A 22,872-nucleotide genomic window follows, 5' to 3' on the forward strand; every position below is an offset into this window, starting at 1 on the left:
TTTCGTAGTGGAGAACGTTTATGTCGGAAAAAGGCACAAATCAGTATTACATTACCAGACAGGATTCCACAGAATCTAATGCCCGTAGCTACCCGCGAAAATTTCCATTCGCAATTGCTAAAGCCAAAGGCTCATGGGTTGAGGACGTAGAAGGAAACAAATATCTGGATTTTTTGTGTGGTGCGGGAACTTTAGCACTCGGCCACAATGATGACGAAGTAAACAAGGCGATGGTAGAGCTCATCACATCTGATGCTCCCCTTCACACCCTTGATTTAACCACCCCTGTAAAAGATGAATTCGTTGAAACGATACTTCGCCATCTTCCTTCTGAATTAGGAAATAATGCGAAAATTCAATTCTGCTCACCATCTGGAACGGATGCAACAGACGCCGCAATCAAGCTCTGTAAAACTGCAACCGGCCGTTCTGCCGTAATCTCCTTTGCCGGCGGTTACCACGGAATGGGACAAGGCCCTCTTGCCTGCATGGGAAATCTTCATGCAAAGTCAACTGTAAACGGCCTTATGCCGGATGTTCACAGCTTCCCTTACCCTTATGCTTACCGCGATCCTTTTGGACTTGGCGGAGAAGAAGGAGTAAAGGCTGCCTGCAACTTTTTTGAGCGTACACTTAAAGACCCTGAAAGCGGAATTACAAAGCCGGCCTGCGTAATCTTAGAGCCAATTCAGGGCGAAGGCGGAGTTATTCCTGCCCCTGTAGAGTTTTTGCAGACTGTTCGCCGTGTAACTAAAGAACTGGACATTCCTCTTATTGTAGATGAGATTCAGTGCGGTATGGGCCGCAGCGGTAAGCTCTTTGCTTTTGAATATGCTGATATTGTGCCGGATGTACTTTTGCTTTCTAAAGCAATCGGCGGCTCACAGCCAATGGCAGTTGTAGTTTATAAAAAAGAACTTGATAAGTGGACTGCAGGTGCACACGCTGGTACCTTCCGCGGAAACCAGCTTGCTATGAAGGCCGGAACAATTACTTTGAAACGTGTTTCTCAGCCTGATTTCCTTGCTGATGTAGTTCGTAAGGGAGACCTGATTCGTGCTAACCTCCGCGACCTTCAGAAGCGCGTAAGCATTATCGGTGATGTTCGCGGCAAAGGCCTTATGGTTGGTACCGAGTTTGTAGATCCGAAGGGAACTCCGGACTGTATCGGCTCTCTGCCTGCCAGCGGTGAAATTGCCGGCGCTGTTCAAAAGCTCTGCTTTGAAAACGGACTGATTGTTGAAAAAGGTGGCCGCAACGGTGCAGTTATGCGCTGTCTCTGCGCCCTCAACATTACAGACGAAGATCTTGGTAAAGCATGGAAGATCTTTGAGAAGTGTGTACTTGAGATTGATAAAAAATACAGATAATTAAACGTCTACCCAGTGGTTTCGATACGCCACTTCGTGGCTACTCAACCACCGGATAAAAAGACCCTGGCATAAACGGTGGTTTCGATACGACACTTCGCGGCTACTCAACCACCGGGTAAAAAAGATCCCGGCATAAACGGTGGTTGAGTAGGCCGCAGGCCGTATCGAAACCACCATAAATAGGAAACTAACATGCAAGACCTCTTTCTAACCTGCGAGAAATCAAATAAAAAGACCTACAAAAAACTCATAAAGCAAACAGCCTCTGCAATTGCCGACGCCTTTGTAAACGAGTCTGCCTACTCCGGTCCGACCCCGGACGAACTCAAAAAAATTGTAGCTCAGGACTCAATTCTGCCCGAGCACGGTCTTGGCTGGGATAAGGTTTTTGCACTCACAAAAGAAAAGGTTCTTCCAAATCTTCTCCGAACTCCTTCAACAGAGTATATGCCTCACCTTCATGGGCCATCCCTTTTAGAAACAATTTCTTCCGAGCTGATTATTTCTACTTTTAATCAGTCTATGGACAGCTGGGACCAGTCTCCTGTAGCCACAGAAATTGAAGTTGAAACTATCCGCCATCTCTGCAAGCTCTACGGTTACGACCCGGCCCAAGCAGACGGAGTTTTCACAAGCGGAGGCAGCCAGTCTAATCAGACTGCAATCATACTTGCACGCGACTGGTTTTGTAACGAAATCTTAAAATATGATGTTAAAAAATTTGGACTCAATGAGAAATGTTCTAAGCTCAGAATGTACACAAGTGAAATTTCACATTTCTCTATGGAAAAATCAGCCCACATACTTGGCCTTGGATATCAGTCTGTTGTAAAGGTTCCGGTAGACAACCGCAAACGCATGGACATAACTGCCCTCCGCTCTCTCATTGATGCAGACATAAAAGCCGGAAACATTCCATTCCTTATTGTTGGAACTGTTGGTACAACTGATTTTGGCAGTATTGATCCGCTGAAAGATTTAGCTGCCCTTGCACGCGAACACAATATGTGGCTCCACGCAGATGCCGCTTACGGCTCTGGTGTTATTATGAGCGAAAAATACCGTGACCGCGTTGCAGCCCTTAAACTCTGCGACTCAATCACTGTAGACTTCCACAAAATGTTCCTTATGCCAATTTCCTGCTCCGCAGTTCTCTTAAAAGACGGCTCAACCTTTGATGCTCTCACAATCCACGCAGACTATCTCAACCGCGAGGAAGACGAAGAAGACGGCTACACTAACCTAGTTGATAAATCACTTCAAACAACCCGCCGTTTTGATGCCCTTAAAGTATGGACCAGTTTTCAGGTGCGTGGCCGCGACGGCTGGAGCAAGCTGATAGAGACCAGCATGGAAAATGCACGGTATTTTTACAACCAGCTTAAGGCCGACCCGGACTTTGCAGTAGTAACTGAGCCGGAAATCTCTTCTGTTGTATTCAGATATTGCGGAAAGAATGACACTCGATCTGGAGAAGAACTCGACGAAATCAATAAAAAGGTTCGCCGCACCCTCATTCACAAATATGGAACCATTATTGGCCAGACAGTAAGTGATGGTAGAGTATGTTTAAAATTCACTCTCTTAAATCCTCGTATCACTCATAGAAAACTCGATGAATTAAAATCTCTGATTTTGTCATTGTCTGCTTCGAATTAAATGTCATTGTCCGGCTTGACCGGACAATCTAGATAGGACTGTATTTTCTAGATCCTCCGGTCAAGCCGGAGGATGACAGTAATATTAAGCCAGAAGAAGACAGTTATTGTTTAATTTTCTTCACAGGAATAATCGTAAAATTAATACTCTTTTCAGTCTCCATACCCGGCCCAATATTGATGTCCCAGTATAAGGTAGACTCATAAGTCATGCTTACCGGCTTTGCCTCTTCGCACTGCATATTCTGGCGGTTAAATACTATAGGATTCATGCAGTAACCGCATTTTTCATTTGGTTCAAAAACAAAGGAAATACCGTTTGCCTTATCAGACATTCTGACAAGCTGAATGTTTTTCAGTTTATTTCCTGCATTAATATCTTTAGTTGACTTTTTAGGATTAATAACAAAAATCTCACCATTATCAACAGCTTCAATATTAAAGCCGGTTTTGTCATCGTTTCTGAAGAAGATATTAACAAGGTTTGCTTCTACTGCAAATTTTGCCCCAAGAGTTTTCTCGCTTTCGTTTTTGATGATGTACTGAACATACATTCCGGTAGAATTAATTACATATTTTTTGCGCAGGTAAACAGTCTGTCCTGTAGGCTTCCATACTGCTCTTGCACAAAGCTGTATTTCTCTGTGAGACTGAGAATACTTTAATTCGCTGTACTGAATGCGGGAGAATACTCCGTCACCTGCAGGTTCTCCACCAGAATAGTTTCTAAACTGTTCACTTGTAAAAAGATGATCAATGAAAATGCCTCTTTCGTAATCATCATCAAAACCATCAAAAACAGCACGGCGTTTAAGATTATCTGCATAGTTACAGAGGTTCTTCATAACATCAAGTTCACGAACAGCTCCACCGTTTAAAGAAATATAGGCAAAATACTGTTCCATGCGGCAGACATATTCCGAAATACCATCATTATCGTAATCAAAGCTGGTAACTGATTCAACAAAATTACCTTCTGCACGCAGCATCTTTTCTGCTTCGTTAAGGTACTTATAGGCCTGCTGGCGGTTTATTGTATTTTCTACAGCATCTTTTGCAGTACAAAGAATATTTGCACCATTTTGAGCAAACCAGAGTTTTTCACGTGCAGCCTTCTTTCGCATTTTATCTGTTTTATATTGATTTACCAGAAGTCCGACATAAAGAATGCGGTTATATAATTTTTGTGCTGCACTATAGGTATAAAGAAAATCGTAAATTGAATAAGGTAATCTGTTTTTTTCTCCCTTATCATTTTGAATTACATTAGAAATCTCTGTGCTTATTCCAACAGGAATATAGGACTGGAGTTTTGTTTTTACATTGTGAGTCCTGAAGTCGTTAGGAGTTGTTAGTTTAATCTTACAATCTGGTGTAGACTGTATATATTTATCAAGCTGTTCAAACCATTTTGTATTTGTAAGATTCAGAGCGGTTTCTGCTTCAAGATTAATAACTACAATGCGGTCTGCATCGAGCTGTAAATATGAATCCTTTTTTTCTGCCTTAAGAACTGCCTTTTCTATATTCCAGATGAACTCTTCTGCAAGCATCTGAGAATCAGGTATAAACTCATCATAAGCGGCAAAAATATCTATACTTTTTCCAAGATCAGACATGAAAATCGGAAGGAAGTTTTTTTTGCCCTCCTGAATAAGGGCGCTTGAAAGAACAAGGTATTCAATTCCACAGTTATGAATATTATTTACTAAAGAAGAATCCCAGCAGTCCTGAAAAAGTGTCATACCACGAGGGCGTTTACCAAAGGTCTGTCTAAGTTCTGAGGTCAGTTCGTCTATCTGGCCGTTTCGGTCAATGGAATTCAAAAGAGGAAGCAGAGCATCATGATAAGCGCCGCCTAGAACTTCAATCTGCTTACGGTCTGTAAGTTCACGGACAAGAGTTATAATTTCATTTTTTCTTTTTTTATAAAATTGTAATTGAGGACCGGTAAATTTAAAAGAAAGTGGAAAAGACGGATGTGAATAAAGGAATTTAAGAATCGGCTTATAAACAGACTGGTAACTTTTTTCAAAAAGCTCGCTGTTTTCTGAATTAACAGAAACTGACTTTACGATAAAGCTGACGTATATTGAACCCATTATTCTTTATACGGCATCCCACCAAAAGCCGATTATCTCTCCTTATTAAATAGATTTTTTTATAATACCCTTCCCCAAAGGTATTACGTTTAGCGATGAAAAAAAAGTTCCCTGCATCACTTAAAACGTTTTAACATTCTATAACAATATTCCCATATTTTAAAGTCTTTTTTAGCATTCCAGCTAATATTTTCTTCAGATTTTAACTTTGTACAGGAAGTTCTTTCATCTGAATTATTTGCACAAATCACAGTTCTTTTTGTGTCTGCAGGAATTAAATCAATAATATTCTGTGGACAGATTGAAACGCATTTTCCGCAGCCACAGCAGTTGTCTGTAATTACAGCTGTCATGTTTTCAATTCTGATTGCTTCCTGCGGACAGATTTTTACACAGTCTCCAAGACCAAAGCAGGCAATCTTACAGTCCAGTGCGGAACCAAAAACTGTTTTGGCCATTGTACATGTGTATTTTTCATTGAATAAAGAACGATTGAGTTTGCATTCTTTATGGCAGGAACAGAAGACAAAGGCCTTTTTATCTGACGGAACATATTTTTTTTCTTCAGGCAAAATTACAGGAGAAAGAGACATAGGAATAAGCGGGTCATCCTTTTTTGAGTCTCCTTTTGTAATTGAAGGAATAAGGATATACAAAGTAAAAAATGAAAGAAGAGTCAGTAAAAGTAAAAAAAGAATAAGCAGTATTGTTTTGAGAATCACTTTATTACCTCCGGATTAAGCCAGACAATATCCCATACAGAAAGTAAAAGAATCAATACAGAAAGGAATAAGAAATAAAGACTGTAATATTTCTCGTCTAAAAGACGGCCGTTAGAACATACTCTTCTGCGGAATGTGAGACTGAAAGGTATGATTATCAGCATGGATAAGAGACTGCACAGGCTTATGAAAAGTGTAAAAAGCAAAGAAGAGCTTTCTGCAATTGAAAGAAGAATTACCAGATATGAAATTGCAAACTCGGTTGTTGAACGTCCGGTTGTGAGATGGACAATTCCTCCAAGGAAAGTGCTTATTGCTGCATATACGATAAAGCAGACCAGCGGAAAGAGCTCTGTGATTTTCAGCGGCACTAAGAGATAATAAGTTATGAGCCAGGAAATTACTGCTGAAGAAACGATTGAAATTGCACATTTTACATAAAAGATTGTTTCCTTGAATTTAACAATTCCAATTTCAGCTACTTTATTTAATCCAATTCCATAAATGAGTACTACAGAAGAAACTAAGGTGTAATAAAGGAAAGTATAATAATAAATCATTTTGCCCCTCCTTTACTTGAAATAATTCTGAATTTATTTTTTAAGAAAAGAAATAAATAAATTATTAAACCAGTAAGAACAAGAGCTCCAGGTATTGTTGCAAAGAAGGTAAAAATACCAACCTTATTCGGATTGAATAATACCTTTTCAAAAATCCTGTGATTTTTACCAAAGAAGGTAAAGGTTCCATAACCTGCAATATCTCTGAAAAGATAGAATAAAAGAATTATTACTGAAAATACCAGTGTCTGTAAAAGATTGTTCTTTAGTCTTACTTCCAGAGTTTCTTCGTTTCCTGTAAAAAGTGTATGTGTAAGGAAAACTGAAACTGGTGGAAAATACAGATAGAAACCAAGAATTAAGGCAACTTCGGTATATGTTAAAACAAGAATCTGTCTGTACAAAACAGTGATTGCAATCATGAAGAACATTACAAAATATGTTCTTATCTGTTCGAACTTAAGTTTTGTAACAAGGGAATTGATGAGAATTCCAAGTATTTCAAGTAAGACAAGTTCAATAATAAGAGTAAGACCAAAAACGAATCGGCCTGTAGGGGCAATCGTGAGCGCCAGAAAAGACGCAATATACATAAAGGATTTTTTCTGTTTCATTTATTAATTACCTCTTTCCTGTTTAAAGATTTCTTCGAGACGAAGCTTCCAGTACTCAACACGTCTTCCGGTAACAGAGTTTGTAAGCTGGTCGGCACACCTTCCGTGTAAAGAAGCATATCCGTGGAAAGTCACTTTAGATTCTTTATCAATAATATAAATTCCGGCTTGAGGTCCGTAAAAAGTCTGTAATCTGATTATTGCAATCTTATAGTTTTCGCCATTCTTTTTATTTCTGGCATCATAAGCAGCTGCACTTGAACTGAGAGGATTATTAATTCTTACCTTGTTCCCTATTTCCCAGGTATCGGGTACTGTTTCTGAAAGAGTATTTTCAATAACAGCCTTAAGATTCGAGTCCCAGGACTTTTGAGAAACTTTTACAATGTAAACTAATATACAAAAAACAAAGGATGTAATCAGAATGAAAATTGCATAATTGATAAAAAAGTTTTTATAGGAAATCTGCTGTTTCATTTTTTATCTCCTGTTTCGGCGGCAATTTTTTCAGAATACTTCATAATTACTTTTCCCGTAGAAAGATCATTTTTCTTTTCTTCGAATATACGGATTATCATACAGATAATGTTGGAAAGAATGATTGTATATGCCATTCCAACAGGAGAAGTTCCACAGCCAACAATTACAAAGGCAATTATTCCGCTGATTATTCCAAGAATTACTTTTCCGGATACGCTCACAGGAATTGTTCCGTACCATTGCAGTAGGAAAAAGGCGCTGAAAAGTATTCCGCTTGTGAGTAATGCAAGAAGCATATCTCCCTGGTTTATTGTTCCTCCAAAAAGATATGGAACAAATAGTCTTACTAGTACTGCGTAAACTGCAATAAAGCATGAAGGAATAATTAATGAAAATGAATTGTCTGAAAATAAAATTATGGATGAAATAAGTGTTATAAGATTAAATCTGAAAGCAGGAATCAAGGAATGGCTGTCCCAGAATAATGAAACAAATCCTTCTGGAATTGTTACGTTTGTTATGCTGAAAACATATTTATTCAAAAAGGCTGTTATTGGAGTGTCAAAAGAGTAAATCGGAAAATATCCGCTTTGAATAAGATATACAGATGTATTTCTTACTGTAAGCAATTCTGAAGTTAATGCAAAATGTGGAAAGAAAATATTTCCAATATACCAGGCTATAATTACTGAAATAGCCGGAATGTTGATCCAGCTGTTTATTCCCTTAAAAACAATCACTCTGGAAACAAGAATTGTCGCAAATGAAATTACAAAAACCATAGGGAGAGGATATGTTTCCGGAAGCAGCAGTCCTATAACAATTCCCTGTAATGCAATGTTCATTATATTATAAAAAGGTTCTTTGCTTACATAATAGTTAATAACAGAAGCAAAAATTGAAGCAGCAAGAGAAGTTATAACTACAAAAAAAGCATTATAGCTTTTTGTAAAAAGCAGCATTAATACCTGTATGCTCATAAGAATAAGAAGTCTTATAGATACAGAAGATATTGAAGGTATGCTATATACATAGGGTTTTACAGAGATTTTTGAATTTTTAAGTTTATTTTCCTTTATTTTATTTTTCATAAAATCCTCAGTTATTCTGTAATCTTATTCTTAAGAACTTTAATTGTCTGGCAGAGAGGCAAACGTGCCGGACAAACTGTGTTACAAAGTCCGCACTCGATACAGGCTAAAGCTGATGCGGCGTAGGTGTCCTTAAGTAATTTAAAGTTTACTGTATGGTTATAAAGTATGTCTGGAGAAAGTTTTACAGGGCATGCAAAACGGCAGTTTCCGCAGTTAATACATGTGTAAATCTGTTCGTCTGTATTTTTCTTTTTTGAAAGGAATTCAACAGATTTAACGTATTTTGTAATTGGAATGTCTAAGCTCTTAACGGAATAGCCGCAGAGCATTCCGTTTATAATTATGTGAGCAGGTTCTTTTGTAAAGCCGCCTATCTGGGGAACAATGTCTCTTATGCTTGTTCCAAGTTTTACATCCAGCAGGCAGGAAGCGTTAAGACAATTGCCGGAAAAATGAACCATACGGTCTACACAAGGTGTTGAAAGAGCAAGTGCTTTGTAAGCTTCGTAGATTGTCGAAGAGTCTGTAAAGAGATCTCTTTTTGTAAGTGTAAAATTACAGATTTTATTAAGAGGTCCTCTTACAAAGGCAGAAACAATTTCTCTTGGAGTTCCGCATGGATATCTTTGAATTTTCATTTCAAGAGCATAGATATCTTTATAATCCGGATTATCAAAATAATTTTTTTCATGAGATTTTGTATCTATTGCAAAAATGATTCCTTTTGCATTAATTGCCTTTGCTATGAATCTGGCACCCTTCACTATTTCTGCAAAATAAAATTTATACATTAATGAATCTGTTATGCGGTAAGGGTCTTCATCAAAAAGTCTTACTACCAGATTATGTCTTTCCTGAATGGCGTTTATCTGTTCAATCTGAATTCCAAGATTTTCAGGTATGGCAGTTTTAAAGGTATTTATAACGCCGTTTTTAATCAGGGTTGTTGCAATTTCTTTCTGAGTATATGAATCAGGTGTCTTTTCATGTGGAATTTTTCCTAAGTATGAAAGTGCACCGCCAAATTTAATTTTTACGGCAAATTCCTGGTGGCCGTTCGGAGAAACACAAGGATCAATCGAAAGTATTTTACCAGGCACTGATGAATGGAGAGAAGATGTCCAGCCTTTTGAAAACTCAGACTGAGCAATTACATCACCTTCTTTTACCATATCCCCAGGCTTTACAATTGCTTTATAACAAGACTCGCTTTCCTGAGACAAAGGAATATTTACTATTTTTGGAAGAAATGCTTTTTGCGAAGTATTGTAATTTTTTATAATCGATGAAACTACAGGATTATTTGATTTCATTTACGTATACCTTTTCTTATAATAATGGAAAAATAGATAAAAAGTAATATAAAAAGACAAATAAAGCACATAATTATACCAAATATATTTATCTGATAAGAAGATGTTGCAGTATAACCTCCGCAAAAGTCTTCGCCTTCGGATTTCATTACTTTTTCTACAGAATCGAATTGAAGATTATCAATACCATCATATACATCTTTTTTAAATGATGAATCATATTTAAGTGTGTTAATCTGCTCTGTAATTATTCCATTTTCTGCATTTTCTATAAAACTGGAATACTGAACTATATCTTTCTGCCCTTCATTTTCATTCAGTGATTTGTAAGGATATGTTTTTACATTCCAGTATAATCTGTAAAAATCTTCAAACTGCGGTAGATTGCTGTCATTAATATGAGACTTTGCCGGAAAGAGAATTTTTCCAGAAGGTGTTTTTATTGTATCAGTTGAGGTAACAAAAATCAGGACAATAAATAAAAGGGCTGCTCCGGTAACAATATTCATTGATGCAAATACTTTACCTGCAAATAGAGAAACTCTTTTTGAAGACCTGATATAAACCGGTACAAAGGCTTTTTTATTTCTGAAATAATCTTCTACAAAATAACAGGCTGTAAGAGCAGAGCCTGTTCCTATGAAGGCAATAAGAAATAAAAAGCCAGAAGAAAGTGAACTTGAAAAAGCTGCAATAAAGGCAACACCAAGCATGGCCGGAATTGAGTATCTGCTTAAGAGTGTTATTATCATGTTTTTTCTGCGCCATAAGTTTGAAATAAAAAAGATGCATAACATTGTGAGGCAGGTAGCAGTTGCAACAGGATAAAAAGGATTTCCGTAAAGATACAAAAGCGGTATAAGGGAACCGCATAAAAATGGAATTTTGTTTTTTGAAAAAATAAAAAGCATGGCAGAAAGCAATATTCCGATTAGTGGTAAGAGCCAGGGGTATTCTGCAGAAGAATCTTTTATGCAGTCAATTCCCTGCCCCTTAAGCTGTCTTATTAAAGCGCTGCTTTCTGAGTTATATTTTGAAGGTATGTAATACAAGCGGTATGCATTTGCTTTATCAAAAAACATTGCATTGCGTTTATTAAAATATGAATATTCCGGATTATTATAATTCAGTTTAAGCATTGAAAGCTCAACTGAATTTTCTGCAAGTGGAATCGGCAGATATTGGCCCGACTGGAATACGGCATTTTTTATTCCACAATCATTTATTGCCTTTACGACGGTAGAATCATCAGTATTTACAGGGACACAAATAACAGTATAGTTTTTCCATAATTTTCCGGAAGGAACTGTTTTAAAAACCAGAATAAGTATAAGTGAAAGAAGAAAAATAAAAGGTGAGCTGATTTTTACATACTTATTCATAATAAACTACTATTACTTTAATAATGAAAATGAAAGACCTACTAAAAATCCTAAGAGACAGCCGCATAAAACTTCCATAGGTGTATGTCCATCAACTTCTTTTAATGATTTATAATTATTAATGATTTCTTTACCCTTTAGTTCATTTCCGATTTCATTTAGTTTTTTAGCCTGCATTCCGCTTGAACGGCGAACACCAAAAGCATCTCTGATAACAACCAGAAAAAAGCATAATGCAAAAATAAAGAGATCTGAATGAAGGCCATGGCGTATTCCGATTGTTACACACAAAGAAGTAACAAGTGCAGAATGGCTGGAAGGCATACCGCCTGTACGCCAGAACATAACTTCAATAAGTTCGCCTAAAGAATGGATTCGTCCGTAGATAAGTTTTATGGCTGCTTTTATGAATTGTGCACCAATCCAGCTGAATACGCAGGAAAGCAAAATTGGATTATGTAAAAACAGTATAAATTGCTGCGTAATTGAATATGATTCTGCCATAATTTTCCAGATATAATCAAATAAATATTAATATATTTTATCATTGAAAGGCTAAATTTACTAGTAGATTTTAAAAAAATAGATATACTTAAAAAGTATGGAATTCAGGGATTTTACAGCAGGCAAAGATGATGATGGCAGAAGATTAGACAGAGTTCTCCGGATTTTTCTTAAAGAAAAAAGCCTGAATGAAATTTATAAACTTATCCGCAAGGGGCTCATAAAAGTAAATCAGAAAAAAACAAAAGCAGATTCTCATGTAGCAGAAGGAGACCTTATTTCAATTGCGGCCTTTTTATTTGATTCAGAAAAGTCAGAAAAAAAAATCCCTGAATCAAAAATCAAACTTAATATCATATTCGAAAACCAGCACCTTTTAATAATTGATAAACCTTATGGATATTCAGTTCACGGCTGTCAGAATGAAAATCAGATTAGTCTTGAAAAAGAAGTTTCAGCCTATCTCCAGGCAAAAAATGAAAAGACTGATGAAAAATCACTTTCCTTTAAGCCGGGACCTCTGCACCGACTGGATAGAAATACTACCGGCCTTCTGGCTTTTTCTAAGAGTCTTGAAGGCGCTCAATGGTTTTCTGATTGTATAAAAAATCATACAATCAGAAAAAAATACACAGGTATTGCAGAAGGAAATCTTACGGACACAGAAAACTGGGAAGATAAGCTTGCAGATTCAGAAGAAAGAGACGGGGGCTTTTATACCGTTTCGAAAAGCGAAAAAGGCAGTCTGGCCATAACCACTGCAAGACCCCTCGCCCATGGAAAACTTAATGGCAGGGATATTACTCTGGTAGAATATTCAATAAAAACCGGAAGAAAACATCAGATTCGCGCCCAAAGCAGCCTTCACGGCCATTCTCTGGCAGGAGACAGGTCTTATGGCGGAAAGCAGTGCCAGGAACTTAAAAGAGAATACTATCTGCATGCCTGCAGCCTTACTTTTCCAGCTGATAATCCTCTTGAACTTCCTCAAATAATAAAATGCCCTCTCCCGGATGACTTTATACACTTATTAGAATGTTGTGAAATTAAAAATCCTGAGTTATAATAGTTTTATATGGGCAAGAATTTTTCTGATATTTTAAATATGTTTCAGCGTGTTCAGGTTTATGCACTTGTTGGCGAAAGTGGAACCGGAAAATCTTTCCGTTCAAAGCTTCTTGCAGAAGAATATGGGATTCATGCCATTATTGACGATGGTCTTTTAATTCAGGATGAAAAAATTGTAGCAGGCCGTTCTGCAAAACGCGAAAAAACTTATATGGGTGCCGTTCGTGCTGCCCTTTTTGATGATAAAGAACACCGTGATTCTGTTGCCCGCGTACTCCGCAAAACTCATATCAAAAAGATTCTTCTCCTTGGAACTTCTGAAAAAATGGTAAGTAAAATTGCCATGCGTCTTCAGCTTCCACAGCCTCAGAAAATTATTCACATCGAAGAAATTGCCTCAAAAGAAGATATAGAAAAGGCTATTAAATCACGTCAGGTAGAAGGAAAGCATGTAATACCTGTTCCTTCAATCGAGGTAAAAAAGAATTATTCTCAGATTTTCTCTACCTCCATGCATGACTTTTTCAATAAAAACAAGCTTTTCAAAAAGGCAGGTAAAAACCTTACCGGTAAGATGATTGAAAAATCAATTGTTCAGCCTGAATTTTCTAAAAAAGGCCGTATTGAAATTTCAGAAGCTGCCCTAACCCAGATGGTTATGCACTGCGTAAGCGAATGCGATCCTGATGTAAAAATAAAAAAGATTTCTATAAAAACCGATAATCGTGGTTACAGACTTATTGTAACTATAGATGTTCCCTTTGGTACTCAACTTACCGGCAAGGTTCACAAGCTTCAGCAGTATATCATAGACAAAATTGAGTCCTTTACAGGTATTCTAATTGAAGAAGTAAGTATTGTTATTGATAAAATCTCGAAACCAGCCAGTATGAAATAAATAGATTGCCACGTCGCTTGCGCTCCTCGCAATGACGTGTTATGTTTCGTCATCGCGAGCCTGCAAACTATAACGTCATCGCGAGCCCGAAGCTAAAACGTCATCGCGAGCCCGAAGAGCGTGGCGATCCATTCTTTTTAGAAGTCTGTTTAGGCGCCTGTTTTACAGGAGCTTTCTTAGGCTGATGAGCCTTTACTCCACATTCATTCAAGGCTGCTTTTACTGCAAATTCCAGCTCTTTTCTAACCGGGTTCATTGGTAAAACGAAATTGCGGCATTCTGTCCAGGTTTTTCCATAGAGTTCAGTATATGAATATTTACCTGCAGTTTCTTTTTCCCAGTCTGTAAGGGTGCCGACAAAATCTTTAATAAGTAACAGAAGCTTTTTACCAAGTCTTGCATCCGGTTCAATTGTATTTAATTGACCAAGTTTTTTTACACTTTCCATGTATTTACTTTCAAAGTCACGGCTTTCATAAATCAAACCTGTTGCAGAAGGCTGAAGATATATAAAAAGATCTGTATCCAAAGCTTCCTGAACAATTTCGTAGGCATAAACATTGTTAATGATTTTCAAAAGCTCTTCTGTAAGGCGGGATGGTGAAACCTGAGAAAGCAGGCTTGCAGAGCTCCGGATTTTATGTCTTAGTGAATGCGGCATTTTTGCATGTGTAGTTGCTGAATACTTGATGGCGCGGAGCATTCGAACAGGGTCTTCAACAAAGATTTTATCTAAGGCAATTACAGGTCTCAGTATATGCTTTTTGATATCCCTCATGCCGCCTACATAATCAATTACCTGCTGTTGTAGAGGATCGTAATAAAGGGCATTCATTGTAAAGTCGCGGCGCTGAACATCTTCTTCGATTGTACCAAAGTCGTTGCCTACAGAGCCTTCTGCATTTGAACGGAAAGTAGAAACTTCAAAAATTTTGGTACCAAATACAACATGGACCAGCCTGAAACGGCGGCCTATTATGCGAGAATTTCTGAATATTCTTTTTATCTTAGATGGTGTGGCATCGGTGACAATATCAAAGTCTTTTGGTTTGTTTCCAACTATTAAATCTCTTACAGCTCCGCCAACAATATAAGCAGTAAAACCTGCGTCTCTAAGTCTGTTGATAATCTGAAGCGCATCAGGATCTATGTTTTTATTTGATATCAGATGTTCCGTTTGCGTGTAAACGACTGCCTTTTTTACAGGGCGTCCTTGACCATCGGTACCATATCTAATTAACACGATTACTGATATTATTGATATTTTTAATTAATAGTCAATATCCAATTAATAATATCCTTCTCTACTTCTTCTTTGTTGTCTTCGTTGAGGATTTCGTGGCGGTCTCCCGGATATTCTTTCTGGTCGATTTTTTCCATGCCTTTGGCTTTATAGATATCTATAAGCTTTTTGATTGTTTCGCCGTAGCTTCCAACCGGGTCATCACTACCCCAGATAAAGAATACAGGAAGATTGTTTGGAATCTTATTGATGTTTTTTGTTTTATGAATCTTTGAAAGACCTTCTGTCATGCTGCAGAAGAAGGAATTTGTGAGCGGGAAGCCGCACCAGTTATCCATCTTATACATTTCAACATTGAGTTCATTTTTAGAAAGCCAGTCAAATGGAGTTTTTGGATTTTCTACTTTTGCATTATAAGATCCAAAGGAAAGCTGATCCATAATCTTAAGACATTTATTTTTGCCGGTAAAGAAAGTTATTACATGAGCAGCAAGTTTTCCAAAAGCAATAAGAGCCGGACGTGGACCTGCTGTTCCACAGAGAATACAGGCATCTATATCATTTCCATGCTCTTCAATAAAGCCCTGGGCTACAAAAGAACCAAATGAGTGGCCCATAAGAATTGTCTTTTTATCAGGGAAATCTTTTTTAAGATTATCAGTTACGGCTTTAAGGTCTGCTACGGCGCGGTCAAAGCCCTTTTTGTCAGCAAGTTTACCGAACATACCTGTTCCATTTTTATCTGCAGTTTCTGCAGAACGGCCATGTCCTCTCATATCATAAGCATTAAGAACAAAACCATTTTCTGCAAGAATAGAACCAAAGCGGTCATAGCGAAGCGAATGTTCTGCAAGTCCGTGATGAAGCTGAATTACTCCTTTTATTTCTTCTTCTGTATCTGGCTGCCAGCGATTACAGCAAAGCTCATAGCCGTCGTCCATTTTCAAAGTAAAACTCTTCATCAACATAATGTTTCTCCTTTTTTATTGTAACAATAATATAGTTCTGTTAATATTCTGTTATATGACTATTATAACAGATAAAATGGTTTTTGGGGGAAAATGTTTAGGAAAAATTGATGGAAAGAATGTATTCGTTCCCTACACCATTCCAGGCGAAAAAATCGAAATAAATATAACAGAAGAAAATAAAGATTATGATAATGCTGAGGCTGTATCAATTATAGAAAGCTCCCCTCACCGCATTATTCCACCCTGCCATTATTACGGTAAGTGCGGCGGTTGTAATATGATGCATATAGAGCCGTCATATCAAAAAGAAATCCGCAAAAGTATACTTACAGATATTTTTCGCCAGAACGGAATCGATATTACAGGTAAAACACAAATTGTTGATGGTCCGGATTATAATTACCGCTGCCGCTTCCAGCTTAATGACGGCGGACTTTCTCAGAGAAAATCAAATGTAGTTATTAAAGTTGAAGAATGCCTTTGCGCAGAAAAAAAAGTAAATGAATATCTTAAGAATACTGCAGAAGATTCAGACTCCAGACCTAAGGGACGCAGCCATCTTTTTGGAAGCTCTTTTTCAACAGAAGATCTTAAGATAGCAGCCGAAGAGCCAATTCGTAATCCTAAAACAAAAATTACAGGCGGCGGTCAGAAAAATAAAAAGCTTAAAGTCAAAGAAAACCGCTATTTTTCAGGTACTCTGGCTTCTCCTGAAAATACAATGTCGGTGCAGCTTGGAGACCACAAGCTTTCTTTTGATGTAAGGGGCTTTTTTCAGTCAAATCTTTTTGTATTTGAAAAAGTCTGCCGTCTCATAACAGACATTTTGCCGGGCGGTAAAAACATTCTCGATATGTATTCAGGCTGCGGTTCTATTTCAACATTTCTGACAGAAAAGTACGAAAACGTAGTTCTGGTAGAACATAATCGCGATGCCCTTGTATTTGCAGAGCAGAATCTTGCAGGAAAAAAACATGTGAGCTACGGTTTAAGTGGAGCAAATTTTGTAAAAACTTGTGCAGCCAGTATGCCCCAGTTTGATGCCTGTACAATTGACCCGCCCCGTTCCGGCATGGAAAAGGAAGTGTGTGAATGGCTTTGTAAATCAAAAATCCCTTTAATTCTTTCGCTTTCCTGTGACCCGGCAACACATGCCCGCGACTGTGCCCGCCTGATTGAGGCAGGTTACTCTCTTAAACAGGCTTATCTTCTGGATTTTTACCCTAACACAAGCCATATTGAAAGTCTGTGTCTGCTTGAACTTGATTCTTAAGAGGCTTTAATTTTATGAAAAAAGAAATAAAGAAAATCATTCTTGCTTCACTTATATTTTGTTCTGCAAAAATTTCATTTCTTTTTTCACAGGATACCGGGCTTGAAACTCTTTCAAATTACAATACAAGCTGGACGGCAGTTTTACCCGGAAGTGTCCTGTGCGAGCCGGAGGTTACATCCTACGGTTTTTGTCTTGCAACAGATGCCAGAAATCTTATGGGCTTTTCTTCTAACGGAAAACTTCTCTGGGAAAAAAACATAGGTCGGGTAAGAAAAATTTCTCTGACAGCCTTACGGGGAGACTTCATTCTTTTTCATGACCAGAACTCAAACATCATAAAACTCTTTAATCCAAGCGGAAGTGAAATCTGGTCTAAATCTCTTGATTTTAAGCCAGCTGCGAAACCTTTTGCCGGCCGTGACGGGCGGTTTTTTATTCATGGCGAGGGAAAAGTTGTCTGTTATGGAATCAATGGAATTATCAGATGGAGTATAAAAACAGGTCAGCAAAAAGACTTAGCTCTTCAGGAACTGCCGGATGGTTCAATAGTTGTTTTCTTAGCTGATCAGGATGGAAAAACAAAGGGCTTAAGACTTTCGCCTTTTGGAGAAGAACTTGAAGACATCACCTTTGCAGCAAGCATTAAATATGCCTTTACCTGCAGCCAGGGTATTCTTTTGATTTTTACAGACGGCAGTGCCGGTCTTTTTTCTATTTCCGAAGGCTTAACGCAAAGCCGCTGGGTTACCTCAATAAAAGCCGGAAATCCTATGTTTCTCATAAATCATAACAGAAAGGATTTCCGTCTTCTTTCTCTTTCCCAGTCAGACCTTACAATTTATCAGATTAATACTGAAGATGGAAGTGAAACAGCCAGCTGGAAAATCAGCGGAATTAACGGAAACGCTCTTGTAAAAAGTGATTTTTCAGATACCGGTATTTTTTTAGCAGATTCTCAAAAAGCAATTTTAATTGATTCCGAAGGAAAAGAACTGTGGGCTGCCAGAATGCCGGAAAATGTAAGAAACAAAAGTGTAAACCAGATAATCTATCTTAATGATAACTATCTGGTATTTTGCTCTAAAAACTGGTCAATGAATGCCTACCACACAAGCCAAAGCACTTCAAAGTTTATTTCTGATCAAACTGTTCAAAAAAATATACAGTCTGATTATTCTTCTTTTGCTCCGCTCGATTTATCTGAAATAAATTATTATTCACAGGGGGGCTTTTATTCTCAGTTAAAAAATCCGGACCGGGAAGCAGCGATAAAAAAGGGAAGTTACGGCAAAGCAGAAAAGGAATGGCTCAGCCAGACTCTTTCTATTGCAAGACTTTACTACCTGGATTCAACTTCATCAGACTTTGGAATTCATATAGAAAAATCAGTTTTCAGCACCGATTCGGCTGGTCTTGAAACAATTCTTGTTCAGCTTGCCCTGCTCTGTACTGATAATACACAGGCTGCCTGTGCGGATATAATTTCCCGCAGTAATAATAAGTTTCTTTGCCGGGCTATTATGGCAAATATTTATGGTTATGATCCGGATGGCAAACTGCTTACTGCAATTGAAAAAAATGCTGAACTGGCAGGTACAAAAGATTCTGTTTACTGCAATACTATCTGCGACGCGGTCTATTCAATCTGTCTTTTTATGGGCCGTCCTGCCTACAATAAGCAGGGAAAAGACATAATAAAACGCTTTATGGGCGCAAATTATCCGTCGAATACCCGTATGTATGCCCGCGACACTTTAAAGAAAATCATCTCTCTGGAATTGTAAATATCCCGCAAATATGGATTGCTTCGCCTTCGGCTCGCAATGACGTCATTGCGAGGAGCGCAGCGACGTGGCAATCTATTTAATAATTTATTGGCTAAATTTGATTTCCTATGTTAAAATAATTAAATCTAAATATTTATAGGTGGCTTATTTATGAAAAAATCTTTGTCTTTACTAACTATAATCCTTTTACTTTCTGCCAGTCTTTTTGCTCTTGAAGTAAATGAAAAGGAACTTAAAACTGCAGACGAAACAACGATTGAATTCATCAACTATACAGGACCTCACAAAGTAATTGATTCTATTTCTGCAATCCGTTCAATTGGTAGCGGACTGGGAAATCAGATTGCCGTAGATCCGACAAAATCTGCAAATACAAACAAAAATGCAAAATACTGGGTAGTACACGCAATAGACGAAAATGAAAGCGGAAAACTCGATGCAGATATTCTTTTCATCGGTGCCGATGCGACTGTTGACCATATCAATAACCTTAGAAGAATTATTTCTGCTTATCTTGTTTCGGCCTACGGCTATAGTGAAAAGGATGCAGATACAATTGCAGTTTTCATTACTGTTTACAATGCCGTATACCGCGGAAAAATTGATACTTTCAAATCAAAATATAAAAATATCGTAATTGATAATCTTTCTTCTGAAAATTGTGGTCTTTCCGTAAACTATAAGGACTGGCCGGGAAAATCAGAAATTGTAATTCCTCTTTATGATATTAAAAATGGTGGTCTTTCTACTGTAGAAACTTCTGTTATCAGCGATTCTTCTGTTGTTGATTCAATGAAGGAAGATGATGACAAGAATGTTGAAAGCCGTAAGGAAATGGTAGACATCAAGGAACGCGAAGCTGATCAGGCCAGCGAAAAGGCAAAGGAAGCTCAGAAGCAGGCTGTAAACGAACAGAAGAAGCTGGACGAAGAAAAGAAGAAAACTGAAGAAACTAAGAAAGAAGCTAAAGAAGCCGAAAAGAAAGCAGAAGAAAAGCAGAAAGTAGCTGATGAAAATCCTGATGACAAGAAGGCACAGGAAGAAGCTAAAGAAGCAAAGAAGGAAGCTGAAGAAAAGAAAGAAGCTGCAGAAGAACAGCAGAAAAAGCAGGACGAGCAGCAGGCTAAGACTGACGAGGCTAAAGAAGAAGCTAAGGAACAGCAGGCCCGTGCAGACAAGAAAGAAACAGAAGCTCAGAACGAACGTAAAGAAATTGCTAAAGATCAGGCAGAAGTTCAGCAGAAAGAAGCTGCTGAAGCCCGCATGACAACTGAATTCGGTATTATTCTTTCTGATGAAGCAAATATGCTTTCCCGCCTTGTTAAGTTCAATATTGAAAACGGAGAAGTTATTAAGAACTCCCCTGTTGCACAGATTCGTAACCGTACAGTTTACAAAGAAGGCGATGAGTTTATTGCAATTGCCGGAGAAAACTCAAAGAAAGGTGCCGTAAAGCTTGTAACAATTTCACCTGATACACTTGAGATTTCTGCAGAAAGTGAAAATGAAATTGCAGAAGATTCTGTTCTCGTACAGGATGGCAGTGAATATTACTGCGTTGTAAGCGACGGCGGAAAGTTCTATCTTGCTAAGTTTGGCGGAGATTTAGGACTTAAACTCAAGTCTCAGATTCAGGTTAAGTCTGGAACTCCAGTAACTGTAACAGACAGCGGAATTGTAGTAACAGACAGCAATGGCCGCCTGCGACTTCTGGATAAAAAAGACCTGTCAGTGATATCAAATACAAACGAAGCGGATGCTAAATGATAAAAAAGGGGCTAAGGCCCCTTTTTTATTTTAGCCTTCATCTGCTTTATTTTCAAATTTAGAGTAAGACGGCAGGAATATGATATCAATATCACCTGTTGCACCGTTTCGCTGCTTAGCAAGAATAATCTTAGCATCCTGGGCTGCAATAGCATCTCCGTCTTTAATACGGTCACGGTGAAGGAACATTACAACATCGGCATCCTGTTCAATAGAACCAGAACCTCTGAGCTGTGCAAGGTTTGGTTCCTGCCCTTCTGCATCACGGGCTACCTGACAAAGAGCTACAATTGGAATCTGAAGTTCACGGGCAAGGGCTTTAAGAGATTTTGATATTAAAGATACCTGCTCAAATACCGGAGCTGTTGGATCTTCTGTTGAAATCAAACCGATATAGTCTATAAAAATAACTTCAACTTTATTGTTCTTTACCATTCGGCGGGCAACAGCACGAAGGTCAATAAGTTTCATGTTTGGAGTATCAACGGTGTAAAGAGGTGCTTCAAACCAGCGGCCTGCTGCATCCTGAATTTTCTTTACATCATCAACCTTAAGCATACCCGAACGTATTTTCTGCATAGGAACTCTTGCTTCCTGGGCTAAAAGACGCATACCGATTGATTCATAAGGCATTTCAAGTGAAAAGAAGCCGCATGGAATACGTTTTTCACAGGCAATATTCTGAATCATAGAAAGTGCCAGTGCTGTTTTACCGATAGAAGGTCGGGCACCGATGATTATAAGTTCAGACTTCTGGAAACCAGAAGTATAGGTATCGAGTTTTGCAAAACCGGTTGGAACACCGGTAAACTGATTCTTGCTCTTATAGCGTGCTTCAATAAGTTCAATTTCCTTGAACATAATTTCTTTTGCAGAATAAACCTGAGTAGTTTCATTGTGTTCTGCAAGAGCAAAAATCTTTTGTTCGGCTTCGTCTAAAAGAGCCTTACTGTCTTTTTGTAAGTTGAAAGAAGATGTTTTAAGATCACCTGAAATATGAATTAAATCTCTACGGGCAGCACGGTCTAAAACCATCCTGGCGTAATAATCAATATTGGCAGCTGAAGGAACTGTATCTGTTAAAGATGCAATATATGCAGCCCCACCTGCCTGTTCAAGTTTATTTTCAACGGTAAGTTCGTTTATGAGTGAAATAGTGTCACCAGTTGCATTTTTGGAAAACAATTTCTGCATTGCTTCGTAAATGACCTGGTTCTGAAGGGAATAAAAACGGTCTGGACGTAAGATAGAAACTACTTCTGACATTGCTCCCCAGTTTAAGAGAAGTGCTCCAAGAACAGCCTGTTCAGCTTCAATATTGTGTGGTGGAACTTTGTCGTTTAATGATACATCCATTTTTAAATTCTCCCTTAATAAAAATCGATAAAAAAAGCCGGTAAATACAGTGTACTACCGGCCCTTAATAAAATCAAAGAAAAATCAGAAATTATTCAGCTTTTTCTTCTGCTGCTGGAGCTTCTTCCTTTGCAGGTTCTGCTTTCTTTTCAGCCTTCTTTGTTTCAGCTGGAGCGCTTCCCTCTACAGTCTGTGCCTTTACAGCAACATGTACTTCTGCAGTCTGTGATTCGTAAAGTTTGATTGTAGCTTTGAAGTTTCCAACAGACTTGATTGTTGAACCAGGAATTTCGATTCTCTTGCGTTCAATTTCAAATCCAAGCTTGTTGAGTGCTTCAGCAACAACGTTTGCTGTAACAGCAGCGTAAAGCTTTCCGTTTGCAGCAGCTGGCATGTTGAGTTCGATTGCTGCAGCTTCGAGTTTTTCCTTGAGGCTTGCAGAATCCTTTCTCTTCTGCTCTTTGCGTGCTTCGATTTCTGCCTTGCGGCCTTCGAAAATTGCTACTGTAGCTTCATTGTAAGGTACAGCAAGATTACGTGGAAGAAGGAAGTTGCGTGCATATCCGTTAGCAACGTTCTTTACGTCTCCCTCTTCACCAAGTGATTTAACGTCTACGTTAAGAATTACTTTCATTTGTATTTCCTCGAGCTCCTGTATTTTTTCTAAGATTACCTCGGAGTATAAGATAATCCGATTTTAGATT

Annotated in this window: 20 protein-coding genes; 7 read left to right on the forward strand and 13 right to left on the reverse strand. The window is 38.1% G+C overall.

The annotated features are described in order from the left end of the window. The first annotated feature begins 20 nt into the window (after nucleotides 1–20). Together G626_RS0103260 and G626_RS15255 are read left to right on the forward strand one after the other, a co-directional pair. On the forward strand, nucleotides 21–1,370 hold the full coding sequence (locus tag G626_RS0103260; RefSeq protein ID WP_022931365.1) for a diaminobutyrate--2-oxoglutarate transaminase family protein: 1,350 nt from the start codon (nucleotides 21–23) through the stop codon (nucleotides 1,368–1,370). Nucleotides 1,371–1,565: 195 nt separating this feature from the next. Continuing rightward, nucleotides 1,566–3,032: a pyridoxal phosphate-dependent decarboxylase family protein gene (locus G626_RS15255; protein WP_022931366.1), complete on the forward strand. Its 1,467-nt coding sequence runs from the start codon at nucleotides 1,566–1,568 to the stop codon at nucleotides 3,030–3,032. Nucleotides 3,033–3,135: 103 nt separating this feature from the next. Here G626_RS15255 and G626_RS0103270 read toward each other — a convergent pair whose 3' ends face one another. The 9 genes from G626_RS0103270 to G626_RS0103310 all read right to left on the reverse strand — a co-directional run bounded on the left by G626_RS0103270 (nucleotide 3,136) and on the right by G626_RS0103310 (nucleotide 11,802). Then, on the reverse strand, nucleotides 3,136–5,133 hold the full coding sequence (locus tag G626_RS0103270) for an alpha-amylase/4-alpha-glucanotransferase domain-containing protein (protein ID WP_022931367.1): 1,998 nt from the start codon (nucleotides 5,131–5,133) through the stop codon (nucleotides 3,136–3,138). Nucleotides 5,134–5,249: 116 nt separating this feature from the next. Further along, a complete protein-coding gene (locus G626_RS17220; RefSeq protein ID WP_022931368.1) occupies nucleotides 5,250–5,855 on the reverse strand; it encodes a 4Fe-4S binding protein in 606 nt (201 codons plus the stop codon). Next, nucleotides 5,852–6,415: a hypothetical protein gene (locus tag G626_RS0103280; RefSeq protein ID WP_022931369.1), complete on the reverse strand. Its 564-nt coding sequence runs from the start codon at nucleotides 6,413–6,415 to the stop codon at nucleotides 5,852–5,854. Before G626_RS0103280 ends, G626_RS17220 begins: the two co-directional genes overlap by 4 nt. Continuing rightward, on the reverse strand, nucleotides 6,412–7,029 hold the full coding sequence (locus G626_RS0103285) for a hypothetical protein (protein ID WP_022931370.1): 618 nt from the start codon (nucleotides 7,027–7,029) through the stop codon (nucleotides 6,412–6,414). The genes G626_RS0103280 and G626_RS0103285 overlap by 4 nt, the downstream gene beginning before the upstream one ends. A gap of 3 nt (nucleotides 7,030–7,032) precedes the next feature. After that, a complete protein-coding gene (locus G626_RS0103290) occupies nucleotides 7,033–7,506 on the reverse strand; it encodes a hypothetical protein (protein ID WP_022931371.1) in 474 nt (157 codons plus the stop codon). Then, nucleotides 7,503–8,600: an RnfABCDGE type electron transport complex subunit D gene (locus G626_RS17225; RefSeq protein ID WP_022931372.1), complete on the reverse strand. Its 1,098-nt coding sequence runs from the start codon at nucleotides 8,598–8,600 to the stop codon at nucleotides 7,503–7,505. The genes G626_RS0103290 and G626_RS17225 overlap by 4 nt, the downstream gene beginning before the upstream one ends. An 11-nt stretch (nucleotides 8,601–8,611) precedes the next feature. Continuing rightward, nucleotides 8,612–9,916 (reverse strand): 4Fe-4S dicluster domain-containing protein, encoded by a 1,305-nt coding sequence (locus tag G626_RS0103300; protein WP_022931373.1) that lies wholly within the window; start codon nucleotides 9,914–9,916, stop codon nucleotides 8,612–8,614. Further along, complete coding sequence (locus tag G626_RS0103305) at nucleotides 9,913–11,298, reverse strand: hypothetical protein (protein WP_022931374.1); 1,386 nt, start codon at nucleotides 11,296–11,298, stop codon at nucleotides 9,913–9,915. The genes G626_RS0103300 and G626_RS0103305 overlap by 4 nt, the downstream gene beginning before the upstream one ends. Nucleotides 11,299–11,310: 12 nt before the next feature. Then, on the reverse strand, nucleotides 11,311–11,802 hold the full coding sequence (locus G626_RS0103310; protein ID WP_022931375.1) for a divergent PAP2 family protein: 492 nt from the start codon (nucleotides 11,800–11,802) through the stop codon (nucleotides 11,311–11,313). Nucleotides 11,803–11,899: 97 nt separating this feature from the next. Here G626_RS0103310 and G626_RS15270 point away from each other — a divergent pair, with 97 nt between their 5' ends. After that, nucleotides 11,900–12,868, forward strand: a complete 969-nt coding sequence (locus G626_RS15270; RefSeq protein WP_022931376.1) for a pseudouridine synthase — start codon at nucleotides 11,900–11,902, stop codon at nucleotides 12,866–12,868. A 9-nt stretch (nucleotides 12,869–12,877) separates the two neighbouring features. Continuing rightward, a complete protein-coding gene (locus G626_RS0103320; RefSeq protein WP_022931377.1) occupies nucleotides 12,878–13,768 on the forward strand; it encodes a P-loop nucleotide/nucleoside kinase family protein in 891 nt (296 codons plus the stop codon). Between the two features lie 100 nt (nucleotides 13,769–13,868). Here the strand turns inward: G626_RS0103320 and pcnB are convergent, their stop codons facing one another. Together pcnB and G626_RS0103330 are read right to left on the reverse strand one after the other, a co-directional pair. Continuing rightward, nucleotides 13,869–15,011 carry a polynucleotide adenylyltransferase PcnB gene (gene pcnB / locus G626_RS0103325; protein WP_022931378.1) on the reverse strand — a complete coding sequence of 381 codons (1,143 nt, stop codon included), beginning with the start codon at nucleotides 15,009–15,011 and terminating at the stop codon, nucleotides 13,869–13,871. A 23-nt stretch (nucleotides 15,012–15,034) separates the two neighbouring features. After that, on the reverse strand, nucleotides 15,035–15,979 hold the full coding sequence (locus G626_RS0103330) for an alpha/beta fold hydrolase (RefSeq protein ID WP_022931379.1): 945 nt from the start codon (nucleotides 15,977–15,979) through the stop codon (nucleotides 15,035–15,037). 55 nt (nucleotides 15,980–16,034) lie between these two features. Here G626_RS0103330 and G626_RS0103335 point away from each other — a divergent pair, with 55 nt between their 5' ends. From G626_RS0103335 to G626_RS0103345, 3 genes are all read left to right on the forward strand, one after another. After that, nucleotides 16,035–17,255 (forward strand): class I SAM-dependent RNA methyltransferase, encoded by a 1,221-nt coding sequence (locus tag G626_RS0103335; RefSeq protein ID WP_022931380.1) that lies wholly within the window; start codon nucleotides 16,035–16,037, stop codon nucleotides 17,253–17,255. 14 nt (nucleotides 17,256–17,269) lie between these two features. Then, nucleotides 17,270–19,042, forward strand: a complete 1,773-nt coding sequence (locus G626_RS0103340) for an outer membrane protein assembly factor BamB family protein (RefSeq protein WP_022931381.1) — start codon at nucleotides 17,270–17,272, stop codon at nucleotides 19,040–19,042. A gap of 153 nt (nucleotides 19,043–19,195) precedes the next feature. After that, the gene (locus G626_RS0103345; RefSeq protein WP_022931382.1) at nucleotides 19,196–20,812 is read left to right on the forward strand and encodes a P83/100 family protein; all 1,617 of its coding nucleotides are present in this window, start codon (nucleotides 19,196–19,198) and stop codon (nucleotides 20,810–20,812) included. Between the two features lie 30 nt (nucleotides 20,813–20,842). Here G626_RS0103345 and dnaB read toward each other — a convergent pair whose 3' ends face one another. Both dnaB and rplI read right to left on the reverse strand, forming a co-directional pair. Next, the gene (gene dnaB / locus G626_RS0103350; RefSeq protein ID WP_022931383.1) at nucleotides 20,843–22,168 is read right to left on the reverse strand and encodes a replicative DNA helicase; all 1,326 of its coding nucleotides are present in this window, start codon (nucleotides 22,166–22,168) and stop codon (nucleotides 20,843–20,845) included. A gap of 91 nt (nucleotides 22,169–22,259) precedes the next feature. After that, nucleotides 22,260–22,802: a 50S ribosomal protein L9 gene (gene rplI / locus G626_RS0103355; RefSeq protein ID WP_022931384.1), complete on the reverse strand. Its 543-nt coding sequence runs from the start codon at nucleotides 22,800–22,802 to the stop codon at nucleotides 22,260–22,262. Nucleotides 22,803–22,872 lie beyond the last annotated feature (70 nt).

The sequence above is a fragment of the Treponema bryantii NK4A124 genome (genome assembly GCF_000421345.1).
GTDB lineage: Bacteria > Spirochaetota > Spirochaetia > Treponematales > Treponemataceae > Treponema_D > Treponema_D bryantii_B.

Excerpts from the sequence above, each read along its gene's own strand:
- G626_RS0103260 (WP_022931365.1), top strand. The coding sequence starts at position 21 with ATGTCGGAAAAAGGCACAAATCAGTATTACATTACCAGACAGGATTCC.
- G626_RS15255 (WP_022931366.1), top strand. The coding sequence starts at position 1,566 with ATGCAAGACCTCTTTCTAACCTGCGAGAAATCAAATAAAAAGACCTAC.
- G626_RS0103270 (WP_022931367.1), bottom strand. The coding sequence starts at position 5,133 with ATGGGTTCAATATACGTCAGCTTTATCGTAAAGTCAGTTTCTGTTAAT.
- G626_RS0103280 (WP_022931369.1), bottom strand. The coding sequence starts at position 6,415 with ATGATTTATTATTATACTTTCCTTTATTACACCTTAGTTTCTTCTGTA.
- G626_RS0103285 (WP_022931370.1), bottom strand. The coding sequence starts at position 7,029 with ATGAAACAGAAAAAATCCTTTATGTATATTGCGTCTTTTCTGGCGCTC.
- G626_RS0103290 (WP_022931371.1), bottom strand. The coding sequence starts at position 7,506 with ATGAAACAGCAGATTTCCTATAAAAACTTTTTTATCAATTATGCAATT.
- G626_RS17225 (WP_022931372.1), bottom strand. The coding sequence starts at position 8,600 with ATGAAAAATAAAATAAAGGAAAATAAACTTAAAAATTCAAAAATCTCT.
- G626_RS0103300 (WP_022931373.1), bottom strand. The coding sequence starts at position 9,916 with ATGAAATCAAATAATCCTGTAGTTTCATCGATTATAAAAAATTACAAT.
- G626_RS0103305 (WP_022931374.1), bottom strand. The coding sequence starts at position 11,298 with ATGAATAAGTATGTAAAAATCAGCTCACCTTTTATTTTTCTTCTTTCA.
- G626_RS0103310 (WP_022931375.1), bottom strand. The coding sequence starts at position 11,802 with ATGGCAGAATCATATTCAATTACGCAGCAATTTATACTGTTTTTACAT.
- G626_RS15270 (WP_022931376.1), top strand. The coding sequence starts at position 11,900 with ATGGAATTCAGGGATTTTACAGCAGGCAAAGATGATGATGGCAGAAGA.
- G626_RS0103320 (WP_022931377.1), top strand. The coding sequence starts at position 12,878 with ATGGGCAAGAATTTTTCTGATATTTTAAATATGTTTCAGCGTGTTCAG.
- G626_RS0103330 (WP_022931379.1), bottom strand. The coding sequence starts at position 15,979 with ATGTTGATGAAGAGTTTTACTTTGAAAATGGACGACGGCTATGAGCTT.
- G626_RS0103335 (WP_022931380.1), top strand. The coding sequence starts at position 16,035 with ATGACTATTATAACAGATAAAATGGTTTTTGGGGGAAAATGTTTAGGA.
- G626_RS0103340 (WP_022931381.1), top strand. The coding sequence starts at position 17,270 with ATGAAAAAAGAAATAAAGAAAATCATTCTTGCTTCACTTATATTTTGT.
- G626_RS0103345 (WP_022931382.1), top strand. The coding sequence starts at position 19,196 with ATGAAAAAATCTTTGTCTTTACTAACTATAATCCTTTTACTTTCTGCC.
- dnaB (WP_022931383.1), bottom strand. The coding sequence starts at position 22,168 with ATGGATGTATCATTAAACGACAAAGTTCCACCACACAATATTGAAGCT.
- rplI (WP_022931384.1), bottom strand. The coding sequence starts at position 22,802 with ATGAAAGTAATTCTTAACGTAGACGTTAAATCACTTGGTGAAGAGGGA.